The organism is Variovorax boronicumulans (assembly GCF_030812215.1).
Taxonomy (GTDB): Bacteria; Pseudomonadota; Gammaproteobacteria; order Burkholderiales; family Burkholderiaceae_C; genus Variovorax; species Variovorax boronicumulans_C.
The window spans coordinates 375,677-398,401 of sequence record NZ_JAUSSG010000002.1 but is presented as its reverse complement, the minus strand read 5'-3'; the positions used below and the strand labels follow the sequence as shown (position 1 = coordinate 398,401).

General features: G+C 64.5%; 22 protein-coding genes, 1 tRNA gene and 2 pseudogenes. 15 read left to right on the top strand and 10 right to left on the bottom strand.

The window, feature by feature from the left end:
- Positions 1-34: 34 nt before the first annotated feature.
- From aceA to J2W23_RS08095, 10 genes are all read left to right on the top strand, one after another.
- A complete protein-coding gene (gene aceA / locus J2W23_RS08140; RefSeq protein ID WP_176656518.1) occupies positions 35-1,354 on the top strand; it encodes an isocitrate lyase in 1,320 nt (439 codons plus the stop codon).
- A 333-nt stretch (positions 1,355-1,687) separates the two neighbouring features.
- Complete coding sequence (gene thrS / locus J2W23_RS08135) at positions 1,688-3,595, top strand: threonine--tRNA ligase (RefSeq protein ID WP_307648342.1); 1,908 nt, start codon at positions 1,688-1,690, stop codon at positions 3,593-3,595.
- Positions 3,596-3,696: 101 nt separating this feature from the next.
- A complete protein-coding gene (gene infC / locus J2W23_RS08130; RefSeq protein ID WP_176657626.1) occupies positions 3,697-4,317 on the top strand; it encodes a translation initiation factor IF-3 in 621 nt (206 codons plus the stop codon).
- Positions 4,318-4,480: 163 nt separating this feature from the next.
- Positions 4,481-4,684 (top strand): 50S ribosomal protein L35, encoded by a 204-nt coding sequence (rpmI, locus tag J2W23_RS08125; protein ID WP_007832497.1) that lies wholly within the window; start codon positions 4,481-4,483, stop codon positions 4,682-4,684.
- Between the two features lie 24 nt (positions 4,685-4,708).
- Positions 4,709-5,068 carry a 50S ribosomal protein L20 gene (rplT, locus tag J2W23_RS08120; protein ID WP_007832499.1) on the top strand — a complete coding sequence of 120 codons (360 nt, stop codon included), beginning with the start codon at positions 4,709-4,711 and terminating at the stop codon, positions 5,066-5,068.
- Between the two features lie 112 nt (positions 5,069-5,180).
- Positions 5,181-6,257 (top strand): phenylalanine--tRNA ligase subunit alpha, encoded by a 1,077-nt coding sequence (gene pheS, locus J2W23_RS08115; protein WP_176656520.1) that lies wholly within the window; start codon positions 5,181-5,183, stop codon positions 6,255-6,257.
- Positions 6,258-6,295: 38 nt separating this feature from the next.
- Positions 6,296-8,737, top strand: a complete 2,442-nt coding sequence (pheT, locus tag J2W23_RS08110) for a phenylalanine--tRNA ligase subunit beta (protein ID WP_307648341.1) — start codon at positions 6,296-6,298, stop codon at positions 8,735-8,737.
- Positions 8,738-8,739: 2 nt separating this feature from the next.
- A complete protein-coding gene (locus J2W23_RS08105) occupies positions 8,740-9,111 on the top strand; it encodes an integration host factor subunit alpha (protein WP_307648340.1) in 372 nt (123 codons plus the stop codon).
- 73 nt (positions 9,112-9,184) lie between these two features.
- Positions 9,185-9,643: a MerR family transcriptional regulator gene (locus J2W23_RS08100; RefSeq protein WP_206179605.1), complete on the top strand. Its 459-nt coding sequence runs from the start codon at positions 9,185-9,187 to the stop codon at positions 9,641-9,643.
- A 26-nt stretch (positions 9,644-9,669) separates the two neighbouring features.
- Positions 9,670-9,746 (top strand) — tRNA-Pro (locus J2W23_RS08095).
- A 417-nt stretch (positions 9,747-10,163) separates the two neighbouring features.
- Here the strand turns inward: J2W23_RS08095 and J2W23_RS08090 are convergent.
- The 6 genes and pseudogenes from J2W23_RS08090 to J2W23_RS08065 form a co-directional block, all read right to left on the bottom strand.
- Positions 10,164-10,548, bottom strand: a pseudogene (locus J2W23_RS08090) (DUF4150 domain-containing protein).
- A 20-nt stretch (positions 10,549-10,568) separates the two neighbouring features.
- Positions 10,569-11,018 carry a DUF3540 domain-containing protein gene (locus J2W23_RS08085; protein ID WP_307648339.1) on the bottom strand — a complete coding sequence of 150 codons (450 nt, stop codon included), beginning with the start codon at positions 11,016-11,018 and terminating at the stop codon, positions 10,569-10,571.
- A 114-nt stretch (positions 11,019-11,132) separates the two neighbouring features.
- Complete coding sequence (locus J2W23_RS08080) at positions 11,133-11,909, bottom strand: YoaK family protein (RefSeq protein ID WP_176656525.1); 777 nt, start codon at positions 11,907-11,909, stop codon at positions 11,133-11,135.
- A 134-nt stretch (positions 11,910-12,043) separates the two neighbouring features.
- Positions 12,044-12,241, bottom strand: a pseudogene (locus tag J2W23_RS08075) (universal stress protein); the annotation flags it as partial.
- Positions 12,242-12,397: 156 nt separating this feature from the next.
- On the bottom strand, positions 12,398-12,646 hold the full coding sequence (locus J2W23_RS08070) for a hypothetical protein (protein ID WP_307648338.1): 249 nt from the start codon (positions 12,644-12,646) through the stop codon (positions 12,398-12,400).
- Between the two features lie 3 nt (positions 12,647-12,649).
- Entirely contained in the window at positions 12,650-12,937 is a 288-nt protein-coding gene (locus tag J2W23_RS08065) for a hypothetical protein (protein WP_307648337.1), read from the bottom strand.
- 605 nt (positions 12,938-13,542) lie between these two features.
- On the opposite strand from J2W23_RS08065, the gene J2W23_RS08060 reads away from it, so the two are divergent.
- From J2W23_RS08060 to J2W23_RS08050, 3 genes are all read left to right on the top strand, one after another.
- Positions 13,543-14,262 carry a hypothetical protein gene (locus tag J2W23_RS08060; RefSeq protein ID WP_307648336.1) on the top strand — a complete coding sequence of 240 codons (720 nt, stop codon included), beginning with the start codon at positions 13,543-13,545 and terminating at the stop codon, positions 14,260-14,262.
- 62 nt (positions 14,263-14,324) lie between these two features.
- The gene (locus J2W23_RS08055) at positions 14,325-14,798 is read left to right on the top strand and encodes a hypothetical protein (protein ID WP_176656597.1); all 474 of its coding nucleotides are present in this window, start codon (positions 14,325-14,327) and stop codon (positions 14,796-14,798) included.
- A 71-nt stretch (positions 14,799-14,869) separates the two neighbouring features.
- Positions 14,870-15,514 (top strand): SMI1/KNR4 family protein, encoded by a 645-nt coding sequence (locus J2W23_RS08050; RefSeq protein WP_307648335.1) that lies wholly within the window; start codon positions 14,870-14,872, stop codon positions 15,512-15,514.
- Positions 15,515-16,043: 529 nt separating this feature from the next.
- Here J2W23_RS08050 and J2W23_RS08045 read toward each other — a convergent pair.
- Positions 16,044-16,289: a hypothetical protein gene (locus tag J2W23_RS08045; protein WP_307648334.1), complete on the bottom strand. Its 246-nt coding sequence runs from the start codon at positions 16,287-16,289 to the stop codon at positions 16,044-16,046.
- A 384-nt stretch (positions 16,290-16,673) separates the two neighbouring features.
- On the opposite strand from J2W23_RS08045, the gene J2W23_RS08040 reads away from it, so the two are divergent.
- Both J2W23_RS08040 and J2W23_RS08035 read left to right on the top strand, forming a co-directional pair.
- Positions 16,674-17,669, top strand: coding sequence for a Bug family tripartite tricarboxylate transporter substrate binding protein (locus J2W23_RS08040; RefSeq protein WP_307648333.1), 996 nt, complete (start codon positions 16,674-16,676; stop codon positions 17,667-17,669).
- A 20-nt stretch (positions 17,670-17,689) separates the two neighbouring features.
- Entirely contained in the window at positions 17,690-18,673 is a 984-nt protein-coding gene (locus J2W23_RS08035; protein ID WP_307648505.1) for a D-2-hydroxyacid dehydrogenase family protein, read from the top strand.
- Positions 18,674-18,695: 22 nt separating this feature from the next.
- Here J2W23_RS08035 and J2W23_RS08030 read toward each other — a convergent pair whose 3' ends face one another.
- From J2W23_RS08030 to J2W23_RS08020, 3 genes are read right to left on the bottom strand one after another with little or no spacing between them, the layout of a single operon-like run.
- The gene (locus J2W23_RS08030; RefSeq protein ID WP_307648332.1) at positions 18,696-20,807 is read right to left on the bottom strand and encodes an acetate--CoA ligase family protein; all 2,112 of its coding nucleotides are present in this window, start codon (positions 20,805-20,807) and stop codon (positions 18,696-18,698) included.
- On the bottom strand, positions 20,804-21,616 hold the full coding sequence (locus J2W23_RS08025) for an enoyl-CoA hydratase/isomerase family protein (RefSeq protein WP_307648331.1): 813 nt from the start codon (positions 21,614-21,616) through the stop codon (positions 20,804-20,806). The genes J2W23_RS08030 and J2W23_RS08025 overlap by 4 nt, the downstream gene beginning before the upstream one ends.
- An 11-nt stretch (positions 21,617-21,627) precedes the next feature.
- Positions 21,628-22,608: a tripartite tricarboxylate transporter substrate binding protein gene (locus tag J2W23_RS08020; RefSeq protein ID WP_307648330.1), complete on the bottom strand. Its 981-nt coding sequence runs from the start codon at positions 22,606-22,608 to the stop codon at positions 21,628-21,630.
- Positions 22,609-22,725: the final 117 nt, after the last annotated feature.

The window sequence follows — 22,725 nt, the reverse complement described above, 5'->3', positions numbered from 1 at the left end:
GCGCCCAACCCTCAATCAACCTCACGGAGTGACCATGCCCCAGACCCTCACCGAACAACTGAGCCGCGAACAACAGATTGCCGCCCTCGAAAAAGACTGGGCCACCAATCCGCGTTGGAAGGGCATCAAGCGCGGCTACAGTGCCGCCGACGTCGTGCGCCTTCGTGGCTCCTTCCCCATCGAGCACACGCTGGCTCGCCGTGGTGCGGAGAAGCTTTGGGACCTGGTGAACAACGAGCCCTACGTCAACTGCCTCGGCGCGCTCACCGGCGGCCAGGCGATGCAGCAGGTCAAGGCCGGCGTGAAGGCTATCTACCTGTCGGGCTGGCAAGTCGCCGCCGACAACAACAGCTACGCCTCGATGTACCCAGACCAGTCGCTGTACCCGGTGGACTCGGTGCCGACGGTGGTCGAGCGCATCAACAACACTTTCCGCCGCGCCGACGAGATTCAGTGGTCGAAGAACGTGAACCCTGGCGACAAGGGCTATGTCGACTACTTCGCACCCATCGTGGCCGATGCCGAAGCCGGTTTCGGCGGCGTGCTGAACGGTTTCGAACTGATGAAGGCCATGATCAAGGCCGGCGCTGGCGGCGTGCATTTCGAAGACCAGCTCGCCTCGGTCAAGAAGTGCGGCCACATGGGCGGCAAGGTGCTCGTGCCCACCACCGAGGCGGTGCAAAAGCTCATCGCGGCCCGCATGGCTGCCGACGTCTGCGGCACCCCGACGCTCGTGATTGCTCGCACCGATGCGGAAGCCGCTGACCTCATCACCAGCGACTACGATGAGAACGACAAGCCCTTCCTGACCGGCGAGCGTACCGCCGAAGGCTTCTACAAGACCAAGAAGGGCATGGACCAGGCCATCAGCCGTGCCGTCGCCTACGCCTACTACGCCGACCTGGTGTGGTGCGAAACCGGCACGCCCGATCTCGAGTTCGCCCGCAAGTTCGCCGAAGCCGTGCACAAGGTGCACCCGGGCAAGATGCTGGCCTACAACTGCTCGCCATCGTTCAACTGGAAAAAGAATCTCGACGACGCCACCATTGCCAAGTTTCAGAAGGAACTGGGCGCCATGGGCTACAAGTACCAGTTCATCACGCTGGCCGGCATCCATTCCATGTGGTTCAACATGTTCGACTTGGCGCAAGACTACGTGGCGCGCGGCATGTCGGCCTATGTCGAAAAGGTGCAGGAGCCCGAATTCGCGGCGCGCGACCGTGGCTACACCTTCGTGTCGCACCAGCAGGAAGTGGGCACGGGTTACTTCGACGAAGTGACCACCGTGATCCAGGGCGGCAAGTCCAGCGTCACCGCGCTGACCGGCTCGACCGAGGAAGAGCAGTTCCACTGATCTGCCGACACAGATCTTTCGCTGTCACTTTCAAGCCCGGCCATGTGCCGGGCTTTTTTGCGGGCGGCCCGGTGAGGCGCAGGGGCGAAAGAACGCGGGCTCACGGGTCGAGCGGGCAGAAGTTAGAATCGCCGCCTCTGCACTCAACAAGAGCGAGAAAGGCACCTTGGTTATGACACCGCGAACTACTCCGCAAGGATCGAGCGGCTTTTTCTTCTTCGACGCGGTCGAAGGAAAGAGCCGGTAGCCCGCGCTCGCTGGTTTCTTCCAGCTTCCAACCAAGCAAAGCGCGGCATCCACCGCGCTTTTTTTGTTTTTCTCCCGAGGTTTCACATGATCCAGATCACGCTCCCCGACAACTCGCGCCGCGAGTTCCCAGGCCCGGTTTCGGTGGCCGAAGTCGCTCAATCCATCGGCCCCGGCCTGGCCAAGATGACGGTGGCCGGCAAGGTCGACGGCCGGCTCGTCGATGCCAGTGACGTCATCGACCACGACGCCAAGCTCCAGATCATCACGCCCAGGGACGACGAGGGCCTGGAGATCATTCGTCACTCGACGGCCCACCTGGTCGGCCATGCGGTCAAGCAGCTCTACCCGACGGCCAAGATGGTGATCGGCCCGGTGATTGAGGAAGGCTTCTATTACGACATTTCCTACGAGCGCCCCTTCACGCCCGAGGACATGGCCGCGATCGAGGCGCGCATGCGCGAGCTGATCGCGCAGGACTACGACGTCGTCAAGAAGATGACGCCGCGCGCCGAGGTGATCGAGGTCTTCAAGTCGCGTGGTGAAGACTACAAGCTGCGCCTCGTCGAGGACATGCCCGACGAGCAAGCCATGGGCCTCTACTACCACCAGGAATACGTCGATATGTGCCGTGGCCCGCACGTGCCGAACACGCGTTTCCTGAAGGTCTTCAAGCTCACGAAGCTGGCCGGCGCCTACTGGCGCGGCGATGCCAAGAACGAGCAACTGCAACGCATCTACGGCACGGCCTGGGCCGACAAGAAGCAGCTCGACCAGTACATCCAGCGCATCGAGGAAGCCGAAAAGCGCGATCACCGCAGGCTCGGCAAGGAGCTCGACCTGTTCCACATCGACGAAGTGGCGCCGGGCGTGGTGTTCTGGCATCCCAAAGGGTGGGCGGTCTGGCAGGCAGTCGAGCAATACATGCGCGGCATCTACCGCGACACGGGCTACTGGGAGGTGAAGGGCCCGCAAATCCTCGACAAGAGCCTATGGGAGAAAACGGGCCACTGGCAGAACTACCGCGACAACATGTTCACGACGGAGTCGGAAAAGCGCGAGTACGCGCTGAAGCCGATGAACTGCCCGGGCCACGTGCTGATCTTCAAGTCGGACCTGCGCAGCTATCGCGACCTGCCGCTGCGCTACGGCGAGTTCGGTCAGTGCCACCGAAATGAACCCAGTGGCGCGCTGCACGGCATCATGCGCGTGCGCGGCTTCACGCAGGACGACGGGCACATTTTCTGTACAGAAGACCAAATCCTCGATGAGTGCATCGCCTACACGGAGCAATTGCAGAAGGTCTATGCCGACTTCGGCTTCACGGACATCCTCTACAAGGTTGCGACGCGACCGGAGAACCGTGTCGGTTCCGACGAGCTGTGGGACAAGGCGGAGCATGCGGTGATGGAATCGCTGCGGCGCTCGGGCGTCGACTTCATCATTTCGCCGGGCGATGGCGCCTTCTACGGTCCGAAGATCGAATACACGCTGCGCGATGCCATCGGCCGCCAGTGGCAATGCGGCACGATGCAGGTCGACTTCAACACGGCCGAGCGCCTGGGCGGCGAATACGTGACGGAATCGAGCGGCCGTGCGCACCCGGTGATGCTGCACCGTGCCATCGTGGGCAGCCTGGAGCGCTTCATCGGCATGCTGATCGAACACCATGCCGGAGCATTGCCCGCGTGGCTTGCTCCGGTGCAGGTCGCGGTGCTCAATATCAGCGAAGGACAAGCCGATTACGCTGCGCAAGTTGCGAAAACGCTGCAAAATCAAGGGCTTAGGGTCCAGCTGGATCTGCACAACGAGAAGATTACGTATAAAATACGGAAGCATTCGTTGCAAAAGCTCCCTTACATCCTCGTCGTGGGCGACAAGGAAAAGGAAGCAGGTGCCGTCGCAGTGCGCGCCCGGGGCAATCAAGACCTCGGAGCAATGTCCCTCGAATCGTTCGTGCAACGGCTCGTCCAGGATGTTGCCGACAAGCGTTGATTTGTCTCTGAAACACCCCATATGTTTCCCAGCCAAATCGTGCCGCTTGTCCGCGAGGACTGACCGGCGTTCGCTACAGATTTTGTAGCAAATTTTGAAGGATTCTGACCATCGCTACTGCATTTCGCGACCGCCGCCACCGCGAGGAACGCCAACACCGCCTGAACCGGGAAATCATGGCCCCGGAAGTCCGCCTTGTAGGCCCGGAAAACGAGCCATTGGGTGTTATGAGCCTCTCGGAGGCGTTGCGCCTCGCTGGCGAGGCCGATGTGGATCTGGTGGAGGTCGTCGCGGCGGCCAATCCGCCGGTTTGTCGCCTGATCGAGTACGGCAAGTTCAAGTACCACGAGCAGAAGAAGGCGGCCGAGGCGAAGTCAAAGCAGAAGGTCATCGAGGTCAAGGAAATCAAGTTCCGGCCCGGTACCGACGATGGTGACTACAACATCAAGATGCGCAACATCAAGCGCTTTCTTGATGAGGGCGACAAATGCAAGATCACGCTGCGCTTTCGCGGCCGCGAGATTACGCACCAGGAACTCGGCCTGGCGCTCTTGCAGCGTATTCGCGATGAGCTGGGCGACCTGATCATCGTCGAGCAATTCCCGAAGCTCGAGGGCCGGCAGATGATCATGATGATCGCGCCGGGCCGCAAGAAGCCGGGTGGCGGGGCGCCGAAGCCGGCGGCAGAAGCCGCACCGGCAGCGTCGCCCGCAACGGCCTGAGGCGCAAGCCGAGGGTTTCAGTCGCTAGGGGTTTGAAGAGATTTCGCCTTTGCCGGCGCTTCGCAAGAAGGGCGGCAGGGGCGAGATAAAGAAGTGTCTCGGGGCCAACAAGTTCATGGAGCATCCATGGCGCCTCACGAGCACAAACTAAAGGAGCATTCACATGCCCAAAATGAAGACCAAGAGCAGCGCGAAAAAACGTTTCCGCGTTCGTCCCGGTGGCACCGTCAAGCGCGGTCAAGCCTTCAAGCGTCACATCTTGACGAAGAAGACCACCAAGAACAAGCGTCACCTCCGTGGTGCAGTCGCAGTGCATGAGACCAACATGGTTTCTGTCGCCGCCATGCTGCCCGGCCGTGGCATTTAACTCAGACGAACAAGGAGTACACACATGCCTCGCGTCAAACGTGGTGTAACGGCTCGCGCCCGCCACAAGAAAGTTCTCGCACTCGCCAAGGGTTTCCGCGGTCGCCGCGGCAATGTCTTCCGCGTCGCCAAACAGGCGGTGATGAAGGCAGGCCAATACGCCTACCGTGACCGCCGTACCAAGAAGCGCGTGTTCCGTCAGCTGTGGATCGCGCGTATCAACGCCGCCTCGCGTGAACTGGGCCTGACCTACAGCCAGTTCGCCAATGGCATCCGCAAGGCCGGTATCGAGATCGACCGCAAGATGCTTGCGGACATCGCCGTGCACGACAAGGCCGCATTTGCCGGCATCGTGGAGCAGGTCAAGGCCAAGCTGGCTGCTTGATTCTGCACAGCAGGTGTGCTGCCCCCGGGCAGCCTCCTGCGCCCACGGCTCAAGGGCTGGCGCTTGAAAAGGCTCCAGCTCTTTTTTATTTCCCCCGAAGATTTTTGTTGCTATGAACGAGTTGGACTCCCTGGTCGACACCGCACGCGCCGCCTTCGCCCAAGCGAAGACGCCCGCCGAGCTCGAAAACGCCAAGGCCCTGTTTCTCGGCAAGTCGGGCCGCGTCACCGAGCTGATGAAGGGCATGGCCGCGCTGAGTGTCGAAGAGAAGAAGTCCCGCGGCGCCGCGATCAACGTGGGCAAGCAGGCCATCGAGGCCGCGCTGACCGATCGGCGCCAGCAATTGGCCGACGAAGAACTCTCCCAGCAGCTGCGCGCTGAAGCGCTCGACGTGAGCCTGCCCGGCCGCCGCCGCATCCCCGGCGGATTGCACCCCGTGAGCCGTACCCTCGAGCGCATCGAGGAGATCTTCTCGAGCATGGGTTTCGACGTGGCCGACGGCCCCGAGATCGAGAGCGACTGGCACAGCTTCACCTCGCTCAACAATCCGCCGAACCATCCTGCGCGCTCGATGCAGGACACCTTCTATGTCGACCTGAACGGCGACGACGGCATCCCCTACAACCTGCGTCCGCACACCAGCCCGATGCAGGTGCGCTACGCACACCAGCACATCAAGAAGTACGCGGCCGAATTCGCCGCTGCTGCAGCTGACACCACCGGCACCGTGAAGGCGCCCGAGATCCGCGTGATCGCCCCCGGCCGAACCTACCGCGTCGACAGCGACGCCACCCACTCGCCGATGTTCCATCAGTGCGAAGGCCTGTGGCTCGGCGAGAACGTGAGCTTCAAGGACCTGAAGGTCGTCTTCACCGACTTCTGCCGCACCTTCTTCGAACGCGACGACCTCGTGCTGCGTTTCCGCCCGAGCTTCTTTCCGTTCACCGAGCCGAGCGCCGAGATCGACATCCAGTTCGCGAGCGGCCCGCTGGCCGGCCGCTGGCTCGAGGTGTCGGGCTCGGGCCAGGTGCATCCGAATGTCGTGCGCAACATGGGGCTCGATCCCGAGCGCTACATCGGCTTCGCCTTCGGCATGGGCCCTGATCGGCTCACGATGCTGCGCTACGGCGTGAACGACCTGCGCCTCTTCTTCGACGGCGACCTGCGTTTTCTCTCGCAGTTCCAATAAGCCCTTATCCCCAGAAAAACCAGATCGAGATCGAAGAGATGCAATTCCCGGAATCCTGGCTGCGCGAGTTCTGCAACCCGCCCCTCGACAGCGCCACATTGGCCGAAACGCTCACCATGGGCGGTTTCGAGGTCGAAGAGCGCCGACCGGTGGCGCCGCCTTTCACGCGCATCGTCGTCGGCGAAATCAAGGAAGCGGTTCAACACCCGAATGCGGATCGCCTTCGCGTGTGCCAGGTCGATGCGGGGCAGGGCGAGTTGCTCAACATCGTGTGCGGCGCGCCCAATGCGCGTGTTGGCATCAAGGTGCCTTGCGCGCTCGTGGGCGCAGAGCTGCCGCCCGGTGAAGACGGCAAGCCGTTTCTCATCAAGCTGGGCAAGCTCCGCGGCGTCGAGAGCCAGGGCATGCTGTGCTCGGCACGCGAACTGAAGCTGAGCGAAGACCACGGCGGCCTCCTCGAGCTCGACGCCGATGCGCCCATCGGTGCCGACGTGCGCGACGTGCTCAAGCTCGACGACGCGCTGCTGACCCTTAAGCTCACGCCCAACCTTGCGCACGGCCTCAGCGTTTACGGTGTCGCGCGCGAACTCGCGGCGCTCACCGGTACGCCGCTCAAGACGCCGACGATCACGCCCGTGGGCACCTCGTTCAACGACGTGCTGCCCGTCAAGGTCGAAGCGCCCGAACTCTGCGGCCGCTTCTCCGGACGCATCGTGCGTGGCGTGAACACCAAGGTCGCCACGCCCGCCTGGATGGTCGAGCGCCTCGCGCGCTGCGGCCAACGCAGCGTGACGCCGTTGGTCGACATCTCGAACTACGTGATGTTCGAGTACGGTCAACCCAGCCACATCTTCGACCTCGACAAGATCCACGGCGGCCTCACGGTGCGCTGGGGCAAGGCGGGCGAACAGCTCAAGCTGCTGAACGGCACCACGATCACCGTAGACGACAAGGTCGGCGTGATCGCCGACGACCGCGAGGTCGAATCGCTGGCCGGCATCATGGGCGGCGACGCGACCTCGGTCTCGGACGACACCCGCAATATCTATGTCGAGGCCGCGTTCTGGTGGCCCGAAGCCGTGCAGGGGCGTTCGCGCCGCTTCAACTTCTCCACCGATGCGGGTCACCGCTACGAGCGCGGCGTGGATCCGAGCCGCAGCGTCGAGATCATCGAGCGCATCACGCAATTGATCATCGATATCTGCGGCGGCGAAGCCGGCAAGATGGACGACCAGACGCTGCACGTGCCTGCGGCCGTGCCCGTCACGCTGCGTGTGGCGCGCGCCGCGCGCGTGATCGGCATGCCGCTCACGCAGGCGCAATGTGCTGATGCGCTGAATCGCCTCGGTTTCGCAATCACCGAAGGCGAGGGCACGTTGACCGTGACCCCGCCGCCGCATCGCTTCGACCTGCTGATCGAAGAAGACCTGATCGAAGAAGTCGCGCGCTTGATCGGCTTCAACAACCTGCCGACCATCGCACCGCTTGCACCGATCACCGCCCGTGTGCGGCCTGAAGCGCAGCGCAGCCGCTTCGCCGTGCGTCGCAGCATCGCCGCGCTCGGTTACCAGGAAACCATCAACTTCAGCTTTGTCGAAGCGCATTGGGAGCAAGACCTTGCCGGCAACGCCAACCCCGTCAAGCTGCTGAACCCCATTGCCAGCCAGATGAGTGTGATGCGCTCGTCGCTGATGGGCTCGCTGCTGCAGGTGCTGAAGTTCAACCTTGATCGCAAGGCACCGCGCGTGCGCGTTTTTGAACTGGGCCGCGTGTTCATGCGCGACGACAGCGTCGTCACCACCGACAGCACCGTGCGCGGTGTGAACCAGCCGATGCGCGTGGCGGGTCTCGCCTGGGGCGATGCCGATGAAGCGCGCTGGGACGGCAAGCCGCAGCGCATCGATTTCTACGACGTCAAGGGCGATGTCGAGGCGCTGCTCGCGCCGCTGGTGCCGAGCTTCGAGCCGGCCGAGCATCCCGCGCTGCACCCCGGCCGTTCGGCCCGCGTTTCGGTTGACGGCAAGGCCATCGGTTTCGTCGGAGAGCTGCATCCGCGCTGGCGCCAGAAGTGGGACTTCGCACAGGCACCCGTGCTGTTCGAACTCGACCTCGATGCCGTCACCGCGCGCCCCGTGCCGGTGGCGCAGCCGGTGCCCAAGCACCAGGCTGTCGAGCGCGACATCGCGGTCGTGGTCGCCGAGGCCGTTACGCACGACGCCCTGATGCAAGCGATCCGCGCCACCACGGCTGCGCAGGGGCTGCTGCGCGATGCGACGCTGTTCGACATCTACCGTCCGCAGCCGCTGCGGGACGGAGCGGTCGCAGCACCCGGCGCTCTGGCACAAGGGGAGAAGAGCATGGCGGTGCGCCTGAGTTTCCAGAGCGACAGCGCCACCCTCACGGACGAGCAGGTCGAGCCCGCGGTCCGTGCCATCGTCGAACAACTGGGCGCCAAGGTCGGCGGCCGCTTGAGAGGATGAAGATGAACGCTGCCGAATTCACGCTCGAGGCCCTCGAAACGCCGGCGCTCACCAAGGCGCACCTGGCCGACCTGCTGTTCGAGCAGATCGGCCTCAACAAGCGCGAGTCCAAAGACATGGTCGAGGCGTTCTTCGAGCTCGTGGCCAACAGCCTGATCGAAGGCACGGACGTGAAGATCTCCGGCTTCGGCAACTTCCAGATCCGCGTGAAGGCGCCGCGGCCCGGCCGCAATCCGCGCACCGGCGAGGCCATTCCGATCGGCGAACGCCGCGTTGCCACGTTCCATGCGAGCGCCAAGCTGAAGGAGCAGATCCACGGAAGTATCGAGCAGGGCGGTGCATCCGAAGTCGAGTGGAGCCTGGGCTCCGAATAGTGCTTGGTGCTCGGCGGTTGCGTAGAGTAATCTCTCAGGTTTCCCGCGCACCGTCTTGATTTCAATGGAAATAATGGAGAAAGCGCTCCCGCCGATTCCTGTCAAACGCTACTTCACCATCGGTGAAGTCGGTGAACTCTGCGGCGTCAAGCCGCATGTGCTGCGCTACTGGGAACAAGAGTTCACGCAGCTGCGGCCCATGAAGCGCCGCGGCAACCGCCGCTACTACCAGCACCACGAGGTGCTCATGATTCGCCGCATCCGCGACCTGCTCTATGACCAGGGCTTCACGATCAGCGGTGCACGCAACAAGCTGCAAGAACTCGTGCAAGGCGAGCGCGATCGCCGCAAGGCCGGGGAAGTGCCGCTCGAAGGCATGGAAGCGATTGAGATCGACCAAGAAGAATTCGACGCTGCCGTGGTGCAGGACAGCCCCGACCAGACCGCGCCGCGCACCGTTGATCTGTCGCAGTTGTTGCACCTTCGCCGTGAGCTTTTTGAAATTCGTGAGCTTCTGACCGTCGGACGCTGATTTCAGCCGGCTATAATCGCAGGCTTCGGTGTGTGGCGCAGCCTGGTAGCGCACTTGCATGGGGTGCAAGGGGTCGAAGGTTCGAATCCTTTCACACCGACCAAAAACGTTAGTCAGATCAACGGGTTAGAGCCACAAGCTCTGACCCGTTTTTCTTTGGTTTTGACAAACCCGTGGATTCCTGACAAACGCGACTGGTTCAGCTGTTTCCGCGACCCCGATTGCCGTTGGCAAGGGGCCGGTGGGCGACCGAGCGATACAAGATTCGGCTGAACATCCCAGTCAGCGTCTGGAAGCCGATGGGCTCTTGGCCTTTCGCCCAAGTGGCTGGGCTGACGCCATCGCAATTGAACCGGAATGAGATCTCGGACCTCGACAGATGAGGTGTACAACGATCAAGGCCCGCCGGTGTGCCACCGCCATCGAGAGTGCCTTTGGCAATACTGCTGCGAGCCAGGTCTTCAGCGCATTGGAAATGCGTCGCGACCTTTTGGCTCAGACCTGGGCCGGAGTCGATGCCTCAGGGTGCCAACACCAGCACCTTGAACTGACTCGGCACCATTCGCATACCGACGATGTTGCAGCGGTTTTGCACGGCAAGGCTGGTCATGCGGGTGCAGGGCGTGCCCTTCAGCAGCACGGTGAAGGCGCCGGTGATATGGCGAGGGGCCCATCACCGTTTGCAACACCACTCCCATCAGCACGCCCGCGTTGTCGCCGTTGGTAATTGGCGTGGTGGTGGCCATGTTGTGGACCGGCGTGCCGCTGTAGAGGATGTTCCAGGCGTTGGGAAGCGCCGTCGGCCCGAGCGCGAAGTTGGGGTAGGGGATGGGAAGTGCGGGCGGCGTCTTGCAGACGTCGGGAAAGGCGAGGCCCACGCCCATCGTCTGTGCATTGGCAAACATGGCAAAGCTCCTGTTCTCGATCAACCCATGTGAATCTGTTCGGCGTCCACCTTCACCAGCACCTTGCTGGTGACGAAGGTGTTCTTCGCATGCAAGCGCATGCTCTCGGAGGCCTGCATATCGATCTGGCCCGCCCGCACCTGCTCGACCTCCTCGGTGAGGCGAAAGCTCGAGCGGGTGAGCACGCTCAGTCGATCGAGCACGGTCTCCAGTGTCCGGCCCACGAAGCGCGCGACCAGCGTGGTCATGCGCACTTCGGCGCCCCGGTAGTCCATCTGTGCGATGTCGACTTGCGCCTTTTCGGCCTGGAGTGCCAGGGCGGGCGCTTCCAGCGCGAGGGTGCCGCGTCGCGAGCGAATGTGTGGGTCCGGAAGCGATCGCCCGGTGGCGATGTCATGTGCAGCAACTGCAGGAATCTCGGCACCAGCATAGGCAGCGCGAGGTGGCGCGGCTTGATTTCTCGCAAGCAAGGGGGCGATGTCCCTTTCAGGCGTGCAAGGCCTGCGAGAGCCGCTCGGCGCAGCGCCTTTCGGGATCCGGTGTGCCCTGCCAGCGCAGGCATGAGGCAGCGAGGCTGCCTCCGATCAACCGTGTTGCTGGCTCTTCGTGAACCGCGGCGGCAGCAGACCAGAACGCCGAAGATCGCGGAGCAATGGGGGGACCGACAGCGCCAGCAGCAGCGCTGCAAGCGGCACAACGCACACGAACCCTGCGTACTTGAACCCGAGCGCGCCCATGACGCCACCAAGCACGAACATGCCGATCAATCCGGCGGCCCTTCGCATGCGCGTGTGGTCATGGCGGACCGCAGAGCCTGGCGCCCGCTTCCGGTTCCAGTAGAGCAGCTTGCCGATCTCCATTCCCAGGTCCGTGATGTTCCCCGTCATGTGCGTGGTCCGTATGCTGCCCCCGGAAGTCTTGGAGGCGACCGCGTTCTGCAAACCCATGATGAAGGACAGCAGTAGCACTGTGAGCGGCACGGCGAAGGGTGTGGCCCAAGTGAGCGTCACGGCCCCCATCAGGCCAAAGGGAAACATGAGCGCGGCTTCGAGCAGCAACGGCAGCGCAAAGACGCTGTGCAGGTGATGCTGGCGAGCCCAGTTCACCAGCACAGCGCACACGGATGCACCAGAGAGAAATGCCAGCACGGCGCCGAGCGCGTTGAGCAGCAGCTTCGAGTTGCCCAGCACCAGCCCGTCCGCCAACTGAGATGCGAAGCCCGTCATGTGCGAGGTGTACATATGGAGCAGCAGGAAGCCGCCCGCATTCACCGCGCCGGCATTGAAGGCCAAGAGCAGGCCGAGCACCATGTTCGTCGAGGCCGCCCGGTGTCGGCTGGTCAGGAAGCGCAGTCTTCGCATGGGGGCTGTTCCTTGAGAGGCGGGCCCATTTTCGCCGCGCGAGCGACAGCTCGATCCGCGGCAGATCCGCCGTCGAAGCGCGCAGCGTTGCTGCAAGGGCAATGCTCCGGCGGGGCCGGAGCGTGCGGCCGTTTTTACCGCAGAACCAGCACCGGCAGGGCCGAATGCGTCAGAACATGCTGGGTCTCGCTCCCCAGCAGCAGCCGCTTGATGCCCTTGCGGCCATGCGAGGCCATCACGATCAGGTCGCTCTTGTGTTTCTTGGCTGCCGAGATGATCGACTCCGCCACAAGGTCCGAATTGGCCGTTGCCGTCTTGATCCGCACGCCGTTCTCCTTGGCGCATGAGACGGTCAGTTCCAGATTCGAGGGCAGGGGAGGCCGCAGGCCGCTGCCATTATGCGGACGGCGCGCATCAGGCGGCTGCGCCGGACCGTGCCCCCACCGTGGCCGTGCGATGGCGTTCGATGTGGTGTCGCCAGGGGCCCTTCATCGGGCATCTTTCAGGCCAAGCAGCGCCAGCACCGATGGCAAGGCCGATCGGTCGAGGGCGAGCAGGTTGTCGTCGAAGGCTTTGTAGAAACCGCATTCGATCGCCGTGGCCCCCAGCGCAACGGCCAACATGACGGCAACGATGCAGACATTGACGACGTCGAACGAGCGCTCGCCCGGCGGCTTGCCGGAGGACGGTGGCTGCGCGGCAGGGATGCTCCCCGGATCGTCGTCGGAACTTGGCATGGGCTATCTCCGTGATGAATCTGCAAGGCGGCGGCCGACCGCTGCACGGATTTGCATGATCCCCATGGCAGATTTGTTTTTGCTTAAGAGCGATCTTTTTTCATTGGCAATGTCGGAGGGCCTGGCTCTTGCAATCCGCATCCTCTGCACTGCAAGGGTTGCAAGCAATACCAGCGGCACAAAGGAAGTCGTGCGCAGACTCGCAACCTTCAATGCGGCCCAAGCCTCGCGAGTGAAATGAAAAATCGTCTTGGTTGCGGGCGCAAGTTGCTTCGTATCCAGGTCGTTCATAAAGCGTTCAGGTAGGCCATGCACATTGGGCCGGACATGACTATCTTGAACAATCGGACGGGCGCCCGTGCGGAGGGCCCCGTCCTCTCTCGCAGAGGCCCAGGGCCGGAGAATCAGTTTGTTCATCTGCGACCCACGCTGCGCAAACGTGAGTTGACGGTCCTGAGTGCTGTTTCCGCACTGCCTCAGGAAATTCGCAGTCCCACGGCCGTGGCGACCGCGCTCGTGCGCCAGGGAATAGACATTCCATATTCATCGCTTGTCGCGATCATGCGGCGTCTGGAGCGCAAGGGTGCCATCCGTCTGGAGCGGAAAAGATCCTGAGCAGCGCACGGGCGTGAGCAAGCCGGGCATCGTCGGTGCGCAGCTGTTCGTCCCATGAAGCGCTCCCGTCAGGACTTCAACCCCAAACCGCGCTTAGAGCTCGTGGGCATCGCCGCGGAAAAGTTAAACCTTTCGTACGGCGTCCATTTTTTACTCTCAGAATGAGACACCTACAGCTGCGCCGAGCGTCTTGAAACGCGCATTGCGCTGCTATGGTGCGCGGGGCAGTTTTTTCCATTGCTCGCACTGCCCGTCGTCCTTGCGCCGGGTGCGACATCCCTATGAGCCACGCCAAAGTCTTTCCCCGCCATTCCTTCTATTGCGTGCTCGCCGGCATTGCGGCCCTCTATGTCTTCTGCGCCATGATGCTGGTGCCGGCCAAGGTCTACATCCTTCCGTACCTCATCACGCCGGACTTCATTCACCACAGGGGCGCGATCGTCGTGCTCTTCCTGGCCGTTCCCGCCGCGATCTATCTGATCTGCTGGCAGGGCAGCGACTTCTTCGCATGGCTGCGCATGCCGGCGCAGTTGTCCGTGGGCGGGCATGGCCTTCGGCTTGGCGACCGCACACTCGCCTTCGCGGACGTCACGCGCTTTCGCCATCGCCATAACCGCAACCATGTGCTGCTCGACACCCGCGACGGAAGGTCGCTGCGCCTGCGCCTGAACCTGTGGGACGCACCGGACGCCTTGCTCGCCGAAGTGGAAGAGGCCGTCGGCGCCACGTTGGCGCACGATGTCGAGCGCCGCCTGCATGCCGGCGAGACGGTGAAGTTCGGCGCGCTCGGCCTGCAGGCTGAAGGCCTGGTGCACAAGGGCCAGCTGATTGCGTGGTCGAGCATCGACACCATCCGCACGCAGTCCGACGAAGAGGACATGGAGGTGGACGAACACCTGGTCATCGTCGCGCACGGCAAGTCCCGAAAGATCGACCGTTCGAAGATCGACAACGAGCCCGTGCTGATGGCCTGCCTGATGCAGCGGCTGCCGGCGCACTGAGTTTTTTCTTTCCCTCCCTCCTCTTTTCTTTCACTCCAATACGCGCACAGCGCACCAGACCCATGGAAATCTACAGCTCCGCCGCCCAGCAAGAAAAGACCCGCCAGGACCGCCCCGTGTTCTATTCCCGCACGCGCCTGATCGCCGGCACCGCGCTCTGGGCCGTGGTGACGGTGGTGCTGGCGGTGCTGTGCATCCGCGCGCAGGACAAGAACATCGGCATCCTCATCGCTGCCTGCTTCGGGTTGCTCACGGCATGGCTCACGTTCAAGTGCCTCAACACGCTGCGCAACATCGACCAGCCCGCGTTCATCGTCGGCCACCAGGGCCTGACCTTCGAGAAAGGCATGCTGCTGCCGTGGGACAACATCGTCGAGAACACCTGGGTCAACCAGAACTACATGGGCATCCCCATCGGCAGGCAGATCCAGATCAAGACCGACCTGCCCAAGCCGCGGGCGCGGGTGCTGCGCCGTGCCACAGGTCTGGAGATTTCGGGGGACGAGTACCTGGCCCTGTGCGACGCCTATCGTTGAGGCGGCACGCAGAACGATGAATCCCATGTCTCGCCACGCATGGATGCCGAGCGAACAATTCAAGCTTCACGATGATGATTGAGTCAACCGAATCGTCCGCTCCGTGGCCGCCCGACGGCTGTCCGCCGCTGATGTGGCCGGAACTGTCCAATCCGACGGCGCGCGGCCGCTGGTACGCCGACGTGATCGGTGCATACGCCGCCCTGTGGCAAGGCCATGTGAGCCAGGCATCGATCGCGCCCTCGAGCGACGCCGATCTGGATGCGCTGGAAGCACGTCTGGGCTGCCGCTTGCCCGCACCGCTGGGCGAATACCACCGCCAGTTCGGCGCACTGTCTCTGGCAGAGACCCTGTGCAGCGTCGAGATCGGCGACACGCCGATTCAGGCATTGCGCAAGGCCTACCCCGGCATCGTCGACATTGCCGAAGATCTGCCCGACGGCGATGTCCTTCTCGCGCTGGCCGACGAGATGGTTGCCTTCGGCGACTACCTCGGCAACGGCAACATGTTCTGCTTTCACCGGCAGAGTGGCGAGGTCTACTACTTCGACCACGACGATGGCGAGCCGTTGACGCGGTTCTTCGCTTCCGTCTCCGACTATCTCGACGCGCTGATGATTCGCTGCCTTGCGGAAATTCACGATGACGATGCGAGCGGGGAAGCGCTGCTGACGCACCGTTTCGGCGAGTCTCTTGTGCGGAAGTGGCTGTATTGAGTCGGAGCGCCCAACCGGGCTACGTCTTTGACGGAAGCTTTCGGTTGTGAGTTCACGCAAGCGACCAGAGCAGTGAGGCCTGAGGCCGGCTACTTGCGCCGATTCAGCCAATAGCGGATCAGCCCAAGCACGCACAAGCCAACAAGCCAGCCCAGAACGGTCGGATTGATGAAATCGAGGTTCAAGTGGATTCCTTACTCCGCATGGATGCGTTTGAAATTCATGTGAGGTAGCTAGGCATTCGGATTGCCTGGTGCGGCGGCGCCAGAAGAGCAGCCGCGATGGAAGAATCGAGCTTGACACAAGGCAAGGAGAGATGAATCCAATGACCTACGGCACGCAAGCTCACCCTGGATCTCAAGCTCGGATCCGCTCCGTGTCGCAGTGGTGTTCGGCGTTGACGAGTTCTCTCTCGGTGGCAGAGTTCGTCCCTCGATGACACGCTCGGCCTGCGCATGTAAAACATCACTCCGCCGGCGACGAGGCTCTGGCGAAAGCCGGTGGAAGAAATTACCCGTTGCTTTCCGATCTATTGAGAAATAAATGCATTCTCTTGCGCCGAAAACTGCGGCGCAGGCGATCGGGTTGAACTCGCGGAGCCCACAAGCTGCAAATCCCGCGGGTCGCAGGGCGCCGAAATCGACCTGCCATCGAACCGCACCCGGATGTGCGAATAGTTTGCGCTGGCCACGGTGCCGAACCGGCCCTCGCAAATGACGCGATCACCCCGCTGGAACGATGCGCCGAACCGATCCCTGATGTCTTTGAAGCTCATACCTGGCCTGTGGAAATGGAATCGCCATGGTCGGGGCGACCAGCGAATTTTTCTGTCGGGTGCCTGATGTCGCGAACTGTAGGACAGGTCAGTCGCCACGCGAGAGACAGCACCGACCGGGCAAGAAAAAGCCCGCACGAGGCGGGCAAGGGTAGCCCTGAGAAGGGGAGGAGGGAGAAAACAAGGGGCTACCGAAGTGAAGTCTAACGTACTAATTGACGTTGTGGTGCATCGCGCTCGAACCGGATTGAAAGCAGGTCTTTCAATTCCAAGGAGTGGAATCAACGGGATGCGGCCGGGTCGCCTCCGGCCTAAGCTGGTGCATTGAAAAGCCAAAGATGCTCATCGCATGCAGCGATGCATCCACAAGCCAAGGAGACCCGCGTGCCCCCAACCTTCGCCCCTTCCCGGCGCCACTTCAACGCCATGGGAGGCGCGCTCGCGCTCACGGCGTTGGCCCCGCGCGCCTGGGCCGACAACAACACCTTTCCTTCGAAGCAGATCCGCATCGTCGTGCCGTTCTCGCCCGGCGGCCCCACCGACCTCATGGCGCGCGCGATCGGCAAGATCATGTCGACCCACCTGGGCCAGCCCGTGATCATCGACAACAAGCCCGGTGGTGGCGGCGTCATCGGCATGAGCGAGGTGAAGCACCAGCCGGCCGATGGCTACACGCTGGTCTTTCCGTCGATCCTGGCGGTGACCAATCCGGCGCTGATGCCCGGCTATCCCTTCGACACCCTGCGCGATTTCTCGCCGTTGACCGTGGTGGGTTTCGTGCCCCATGCCGTGGTGGTGCGAACCGATTTCCCCGCGCCTGATCTGCAGGCACTGGTGGCGAGTGCGAAAGCCAGGCCGGAGGGCCTGTCGTACGGCTCGTCCGGCAACGGCACCTCGGCGCACCTGGGCGCGGCGCTGTTCGCACGGCGTGCCGGGATGCGCGCGACGCACGTGCCCTATCGCGGCGCCGGCCCCGCGGTGCAGGACCTCCTGGGCGGGCAGATCCAGTTCATGTTTCTCGACATGAGCAGCGCCTTGCCGTTCATCCAGGCCGGCAAGCTGCGTGCGCTCGCGGTCGCGACGGCCACGCGCTTCGAGGGGCTGCCTGCCGTGCGAACCGTGGCCGAGCAGGGCTATCCGGGCTTCGAGGTGCACGGCTGGTACGGCCTGTTGCTCAAGGCCGGCACGCCGGCGGCCGTGACGCAGCGCCTCTACACCGAGGTCAAGCGCGCCCTCGACACCAAGGAAGTGCGCGATCTCTTCAAGGCCCAGGGCATCGCCCCCGGCGGCATGCCGCCCGAGCAGTTCACGACGCTCGTGCGCAACGACCTGGCGATGTGGAAGCGCACGGTCGAAGAACTTCACATCACGCTGCAATGAGAGAAAAGGAACACCTGCGCATGCGCATCGCCATCCCCGACGACTACCAGGACTGCGTTCGCGGCCTCGACTGCTTCGCGAAGCTCGATGCCCACGAGACGCGCATCTTCAACGACACGGTCAAGGGCATCGGCGCGCTGGCCGAGCGCTTCGCCGATGCCGAGGCCATCGTGCTGACGCGCGAGCGCACGCGCATCGACGCGGCGCTGCTCGACCGCCTGCCCAGGCTCCGGCTGATCAGCCAGACCGGCAAGCTGGCAGGTCACGTCGACCTGGCGGCGTGCACCGCGCGCGGCGTGCTCGTGGCCGAGGGCAGCGGGGCGGGGTCCGCCACCGCGGAGCTGAGCTGGGCGCTCGCGCTCGCAAGCCGCCGGCACCTGGTCGACGAAGCCAACCGCATGCGCCAGGGGCTCTGGCAGGGACACCTCGGCCAGCAACTGGGCGGACAGCGCCTCGGTGTCTGGAGCTACGGCCGCATCGGCCGGCAGGTGGCCGCCTACGGCCGCGTGTTCGGCATGAAGGTCTGGGTCTGGGGACGCGAGGCATCGACCGCCGCGGCACGTGCCGAGGGGTTCGAGGTGGCGCCGTCGCGCCAAGCCTTCTTTGCCGAGAGCGACGTGATCAGCCTGCATGTGCGGCTCACGGCGGACACGCACGGACTGGTCACGGCCGACGACCTGGCCCGCATGAAGCGCTCGGCGCTGCTGGTCAACACCAGCCGCGCCGAGCTGGTGGCCGAGGGCGCGCTCGAGCAGGCGCTGCGCGCGGGCCATCCGGGGTTCGCCGCGGTCGACGTGTACGAGCAGGAGCCGGTCATGGCCCAGGACCATCCGCTCCTCGCATTGCCCAACGTGCTGTGCACGCCGCACATCGGCTATGTCGAGAAGGACAACTACGAGCGCTATTTCGGCATCGCCTTCGACAACATCAACGCGTTCGCCGAAGGGCGGCTCACCGAGGTCGTGAACCCCGAAGCGCTGGAGGCTGCGCGCCGCAGGGCCTGATCCGGCGGGCGGCGCGCCCGGGTCACCCGCGTGCGAGCACCGCCACCCCGTCCGCCGCACGCACGCCTTCTCCCTTCGGCAGCACGAACACCGGATTGATCTCCGCCTCGACGAGCCGCTCGCCGAGCGCGTCGATCATTCGCGAAAACGCGACGATCGCCGACACCAGCGCATCGACATCGGCCAGCTTGCGCCCCCGGAACCCGTCGAGCAGCGGCCAGGTGCGCAGCGCGTGCACGAGCGACAGCGCTTCGTCGCGGCTCAATCCACCGGGCGGCACCATGCGCAGCGCCGTGTCCTTGAGCAGTTCGGCCGTGACGCCGCCCATGCCCAGCAGCACGGCCGAGCCCAGCGGGTCGCGATGGCAGCCGAGGATCAGTTCCACGCCGCCTTCGACCATCTCCTGCACCAGGAACTGCTCGGGCCGCACGCCGGCCCGTTCGCTCACCTCGGCGGCCATGCGCTCGAGCCGTTCGCCGACGCGGTCGGGCGCGACGCCGACGGCCACGCCGCCGACATCGCTCTTGTGCGTGATCTCGGACGACAGGATCTTGAGCACGACCTTGCCTGCGCCCAGTTCACGCGCCGCCGCGACCGCCTCCTCGGCATTGCCGACGATGCGCTCGCGCACACACGGCACGCCGAAGCGCGTGAAGAGATTCTTCGCCTCGGCTTCGTTCAACGGTCCATCGGGCAGGTCGTCGATGCGGGCGGTAACGGCCGTATCGGCGCCTCGCGCCACGGGCTCTTTCCACCGCGTTGTTTCCAGCATCGCCGCGAGCGCGCTCGTGCAGCTTTCGGGCGCCATGAAGGCGGGCACACCGCGCCGGTTCAGCAAGCTCGCGATGCCGGGCGCATGCGGGCTCACGAACACGACCAGCGGCTTGTCGCTGCCCGGCAGGCTGTCGTGGATGGCGCTGGCCATCAGGTCGGGCATCGCAAGGCCCGAGGAACCGACGATCACCGCCACCGCGTCGTAGCTCGGGCTCGCCAGCAGCGAGGTGATCGCGCCGCGCAGCAGCGCCGGCTGCAGGCCGGCCAGCGTGACGTCGATCGGGTTGCGGTCCAGCACCCCGTGGTCGCCGGACTGCAGTGCCCGCAGCGCAGCGGCCGTCGCTTCGTCGGGCGCCGGCGTCTCGAAGCCCGCGGTGCCGAGGCTGTCGGCCACCAGCGTTCCCGCACCGCCGGTCGATGTGAGCACCGCGACGCGGCGGCCCGCAAGGCGCCGGCCGGTGACCAGCGCGGCGGGCAGGTCGAGCAGGTCGGAAAACGTCTGCGCGCGGACGACGCCGACTTCGCGGAACAGCGCGTCGTACATGCGGTCTGCGCCTGCGAGCGCGCCGGTGTGCGAGACGGCCGCGGCCGCGCCCGATTCGGAACGCCCGACCTTGAACACGACGACCGGCTTGCCCTTGCGCGCGGCCTTGAGCGCCGCGGCCTTGAATTTCGCGGGGTTGCGCACGCCTTCCATGTAGAGCGCGATCACCGAGGTCGCCTCGTCGTCCGCCAGGTGGTCGATGAAGTCGGCCATGTCCAGGTCGGCTTCGTTGCTCGTGGAGATCAGCTTCGACAGCCCGATGCCCCGCGCCGCCGCGCGCGAGAGCAGCGCGCCCAGGATGCCGCCGCTCTGCGACACGACGCCGATGCTGCCGGCCTCGAAGTCCTGCATCTCCAGCGCGCCCGTGGCCGAGAGCGTGATGCGGTCCGTGAGGTTGACCAGCCCGATGGTGTTGGGACCCAGGATGCGCATGCCGCCCGCGGCCTCCAGCAACTGCTGCTGGCGGCGCGCGCCTTCCGCGCCGACCTCGGTGTAGCCGCTGGCCAGCACGATGGCTGCCGCCGTGCCGCGCGCGGCCAGTTCGCGCACCGCCTCGTGCGCGCGCTCGGCGCCCAGCAGCACGATGCCGACATCGGGCGCCTCGGGCAGCGATTGCACGTCGGGGTAGCTCCTGAGTCCGCCGATGACGTCAGCGCGCGGATTCACCGGATAGATCGCGCCGCCGAAGCCGTGCTTCGTCAGGTAGGCGACGGGGCGGCCCGCGGTCTTCGTCGGATCGGCCGAGGCGCCGATCACGGCCACGCTGCGTGGCTTCATCAACCGTGCGATCGCGTTGTCGGGCAGGAGGGCGCTCATGCCGCCTTCTCCTTGCCCGCATTCAGGAACGCCAGCACCGCATCGCGATGCTGCTGCGTGGTGTAGCAGATGCCCTGCGCCTGGCTGCCCTTGGCGAACACCTGTTCGGCCGGCGATTCGAAGCTCTGGTTGAGGATCGACTTGCCCAGCGCGATCGCCGCCGCCGAGCCTTGCGACAGTTCGGTCGCCCATGCATGCGCGTCGGCGAGCAGGTTCTGCGCACTGGTCACGCGGTCGGCAATGCCGAGCCGCAGCGCTTCATCGGGCTCGACCTTGCGGCCGGTGAAGATCAGTTCCTTGGCGCGCGAGAGCCCCACGCGCCGCGGCAGGAAGTACATGCCGCCGCCATCCGGAATCAGGCCGCGCTTGATGTAGCTCCACGCGAAGCTGGCGGCATCGGAGGCCAGCACGAAATCGCAGGCCATCGCCATGTCCGCGCCCAGCCCGTTGGCGCCGCCGTTCACGGCCGCGATGACCGGCTTGGGCATCGTGTGCAGCAGCGACACCGAGTGGTGCACGCGCTGCTGCCGGCTCCAGCCGTTGAAGCCGACCTCGCCCGCGGGCGCGTCCATGCGCCGCTGCATGCCGGCCACGTCGCCGCCGGCGCAGAAGCCTTTGCCGGCGCCGGTCAGCACCAGCGCGCGCACCGTGTTGTCGGCGCCGATCTTCTCGAGCGCGGCGATGAAGTCGCTGCGCATGCCGTCGGTGATGGCGTTGCGTTTCTCGGGGCGGTTCAGCGTCAGGGTCGCGATGCCGGCGTTGATCTCCAGTTCGATCAGCGACGGTGCCGTGTCGGGTGTGGTGCTCATGTAAATGTTCCTCAGTCTGTGGTGATGTGGTTGTCCTTGACGACCTTGCGCCAGCGCACTTCCTCGGCGCGCACGTAGGTGTCGAGTTGGGCGGGCGCGCCGACGTCGACGGCGAGGCCCTCCGATTCGGTCTGCTTCGCGAAGGCCGGCGTCTTGACGGCCTTCTTGACCGCGGCGTTGAGCTGGTCGATCACTTCTTTCGGCGTCTTTGCCGCGACGTAGAGGCCGTACCAGCTCTCGGCCGCATAGCCGGGCACGCCGGCTTCCGCGAGCGTCGGCACGCTGGCGTAGGCAGGGGAGCGGCGCGCGGTGGTCACGCCGAGCGCGCGCATCTTGCCGCTGTCGACGAAGGGGCGCACTGCCGACGCGGTGGCGAACATCATGTCGACCTGGCCGCCCAGGAGGTCGGTCATGGCGGGGCCCGCGCCGCGGTAGGGAATGTGGGTGAGATCGACCTTGGCGAGGTTCTTGAAGAGCTCGCCCGCCAGGTGCGCCGAGGTGCCGTTGCCCTGCGACGCGAAGGTCAGCTTGCCAGGCTTCGCCTTGGCTGCGGCGATGAGGTCCGCGACGGTCTTGTAGGGGCTGTCGGTGCGCACCACCAGCACGTTGGGCGAGACGCCGATCAGCGCCACGGGTGCGAAGGCCTTGTCGGTGTCGTAGGGCATCTTCGGCTGCAGCCCGGGGTTCACCGCATGCGCGAACGTTGCCATGACCAGCGTGTAGCCGTCGGGCGCGCTCTTGGCGACGAAGTCGCTGCCGATGATCGTGCCGGCGCCCGGCTTGTTGTCGACGATGACGGGCTGGCCCAGCGCCTCGGACATGCCGACGCCGAGCGTGCGCGTGATCGCGTCGGTGCCGCCGCCGGGCGCGAAAGGCACCACGATGCGCAGCGGCTTGTCGGGAAAGGCGGCCCACGTCGCGAGCGGCGCGAGCACGGTCAGCGACAACGCGAGCGTGCCTGCCAGCGTGCGGATGGATGTGAATGTCGGCATGTCTGTCTCTCTCTTTGTAGGGGTTTGAAGCGAGCCTTCAGCTTAGGTCGCATACTCCCGCGGCGCACCGGCTCAATTCCACTCAGTGGAAATGAACGGCAGTCCGCGCCAATGAGA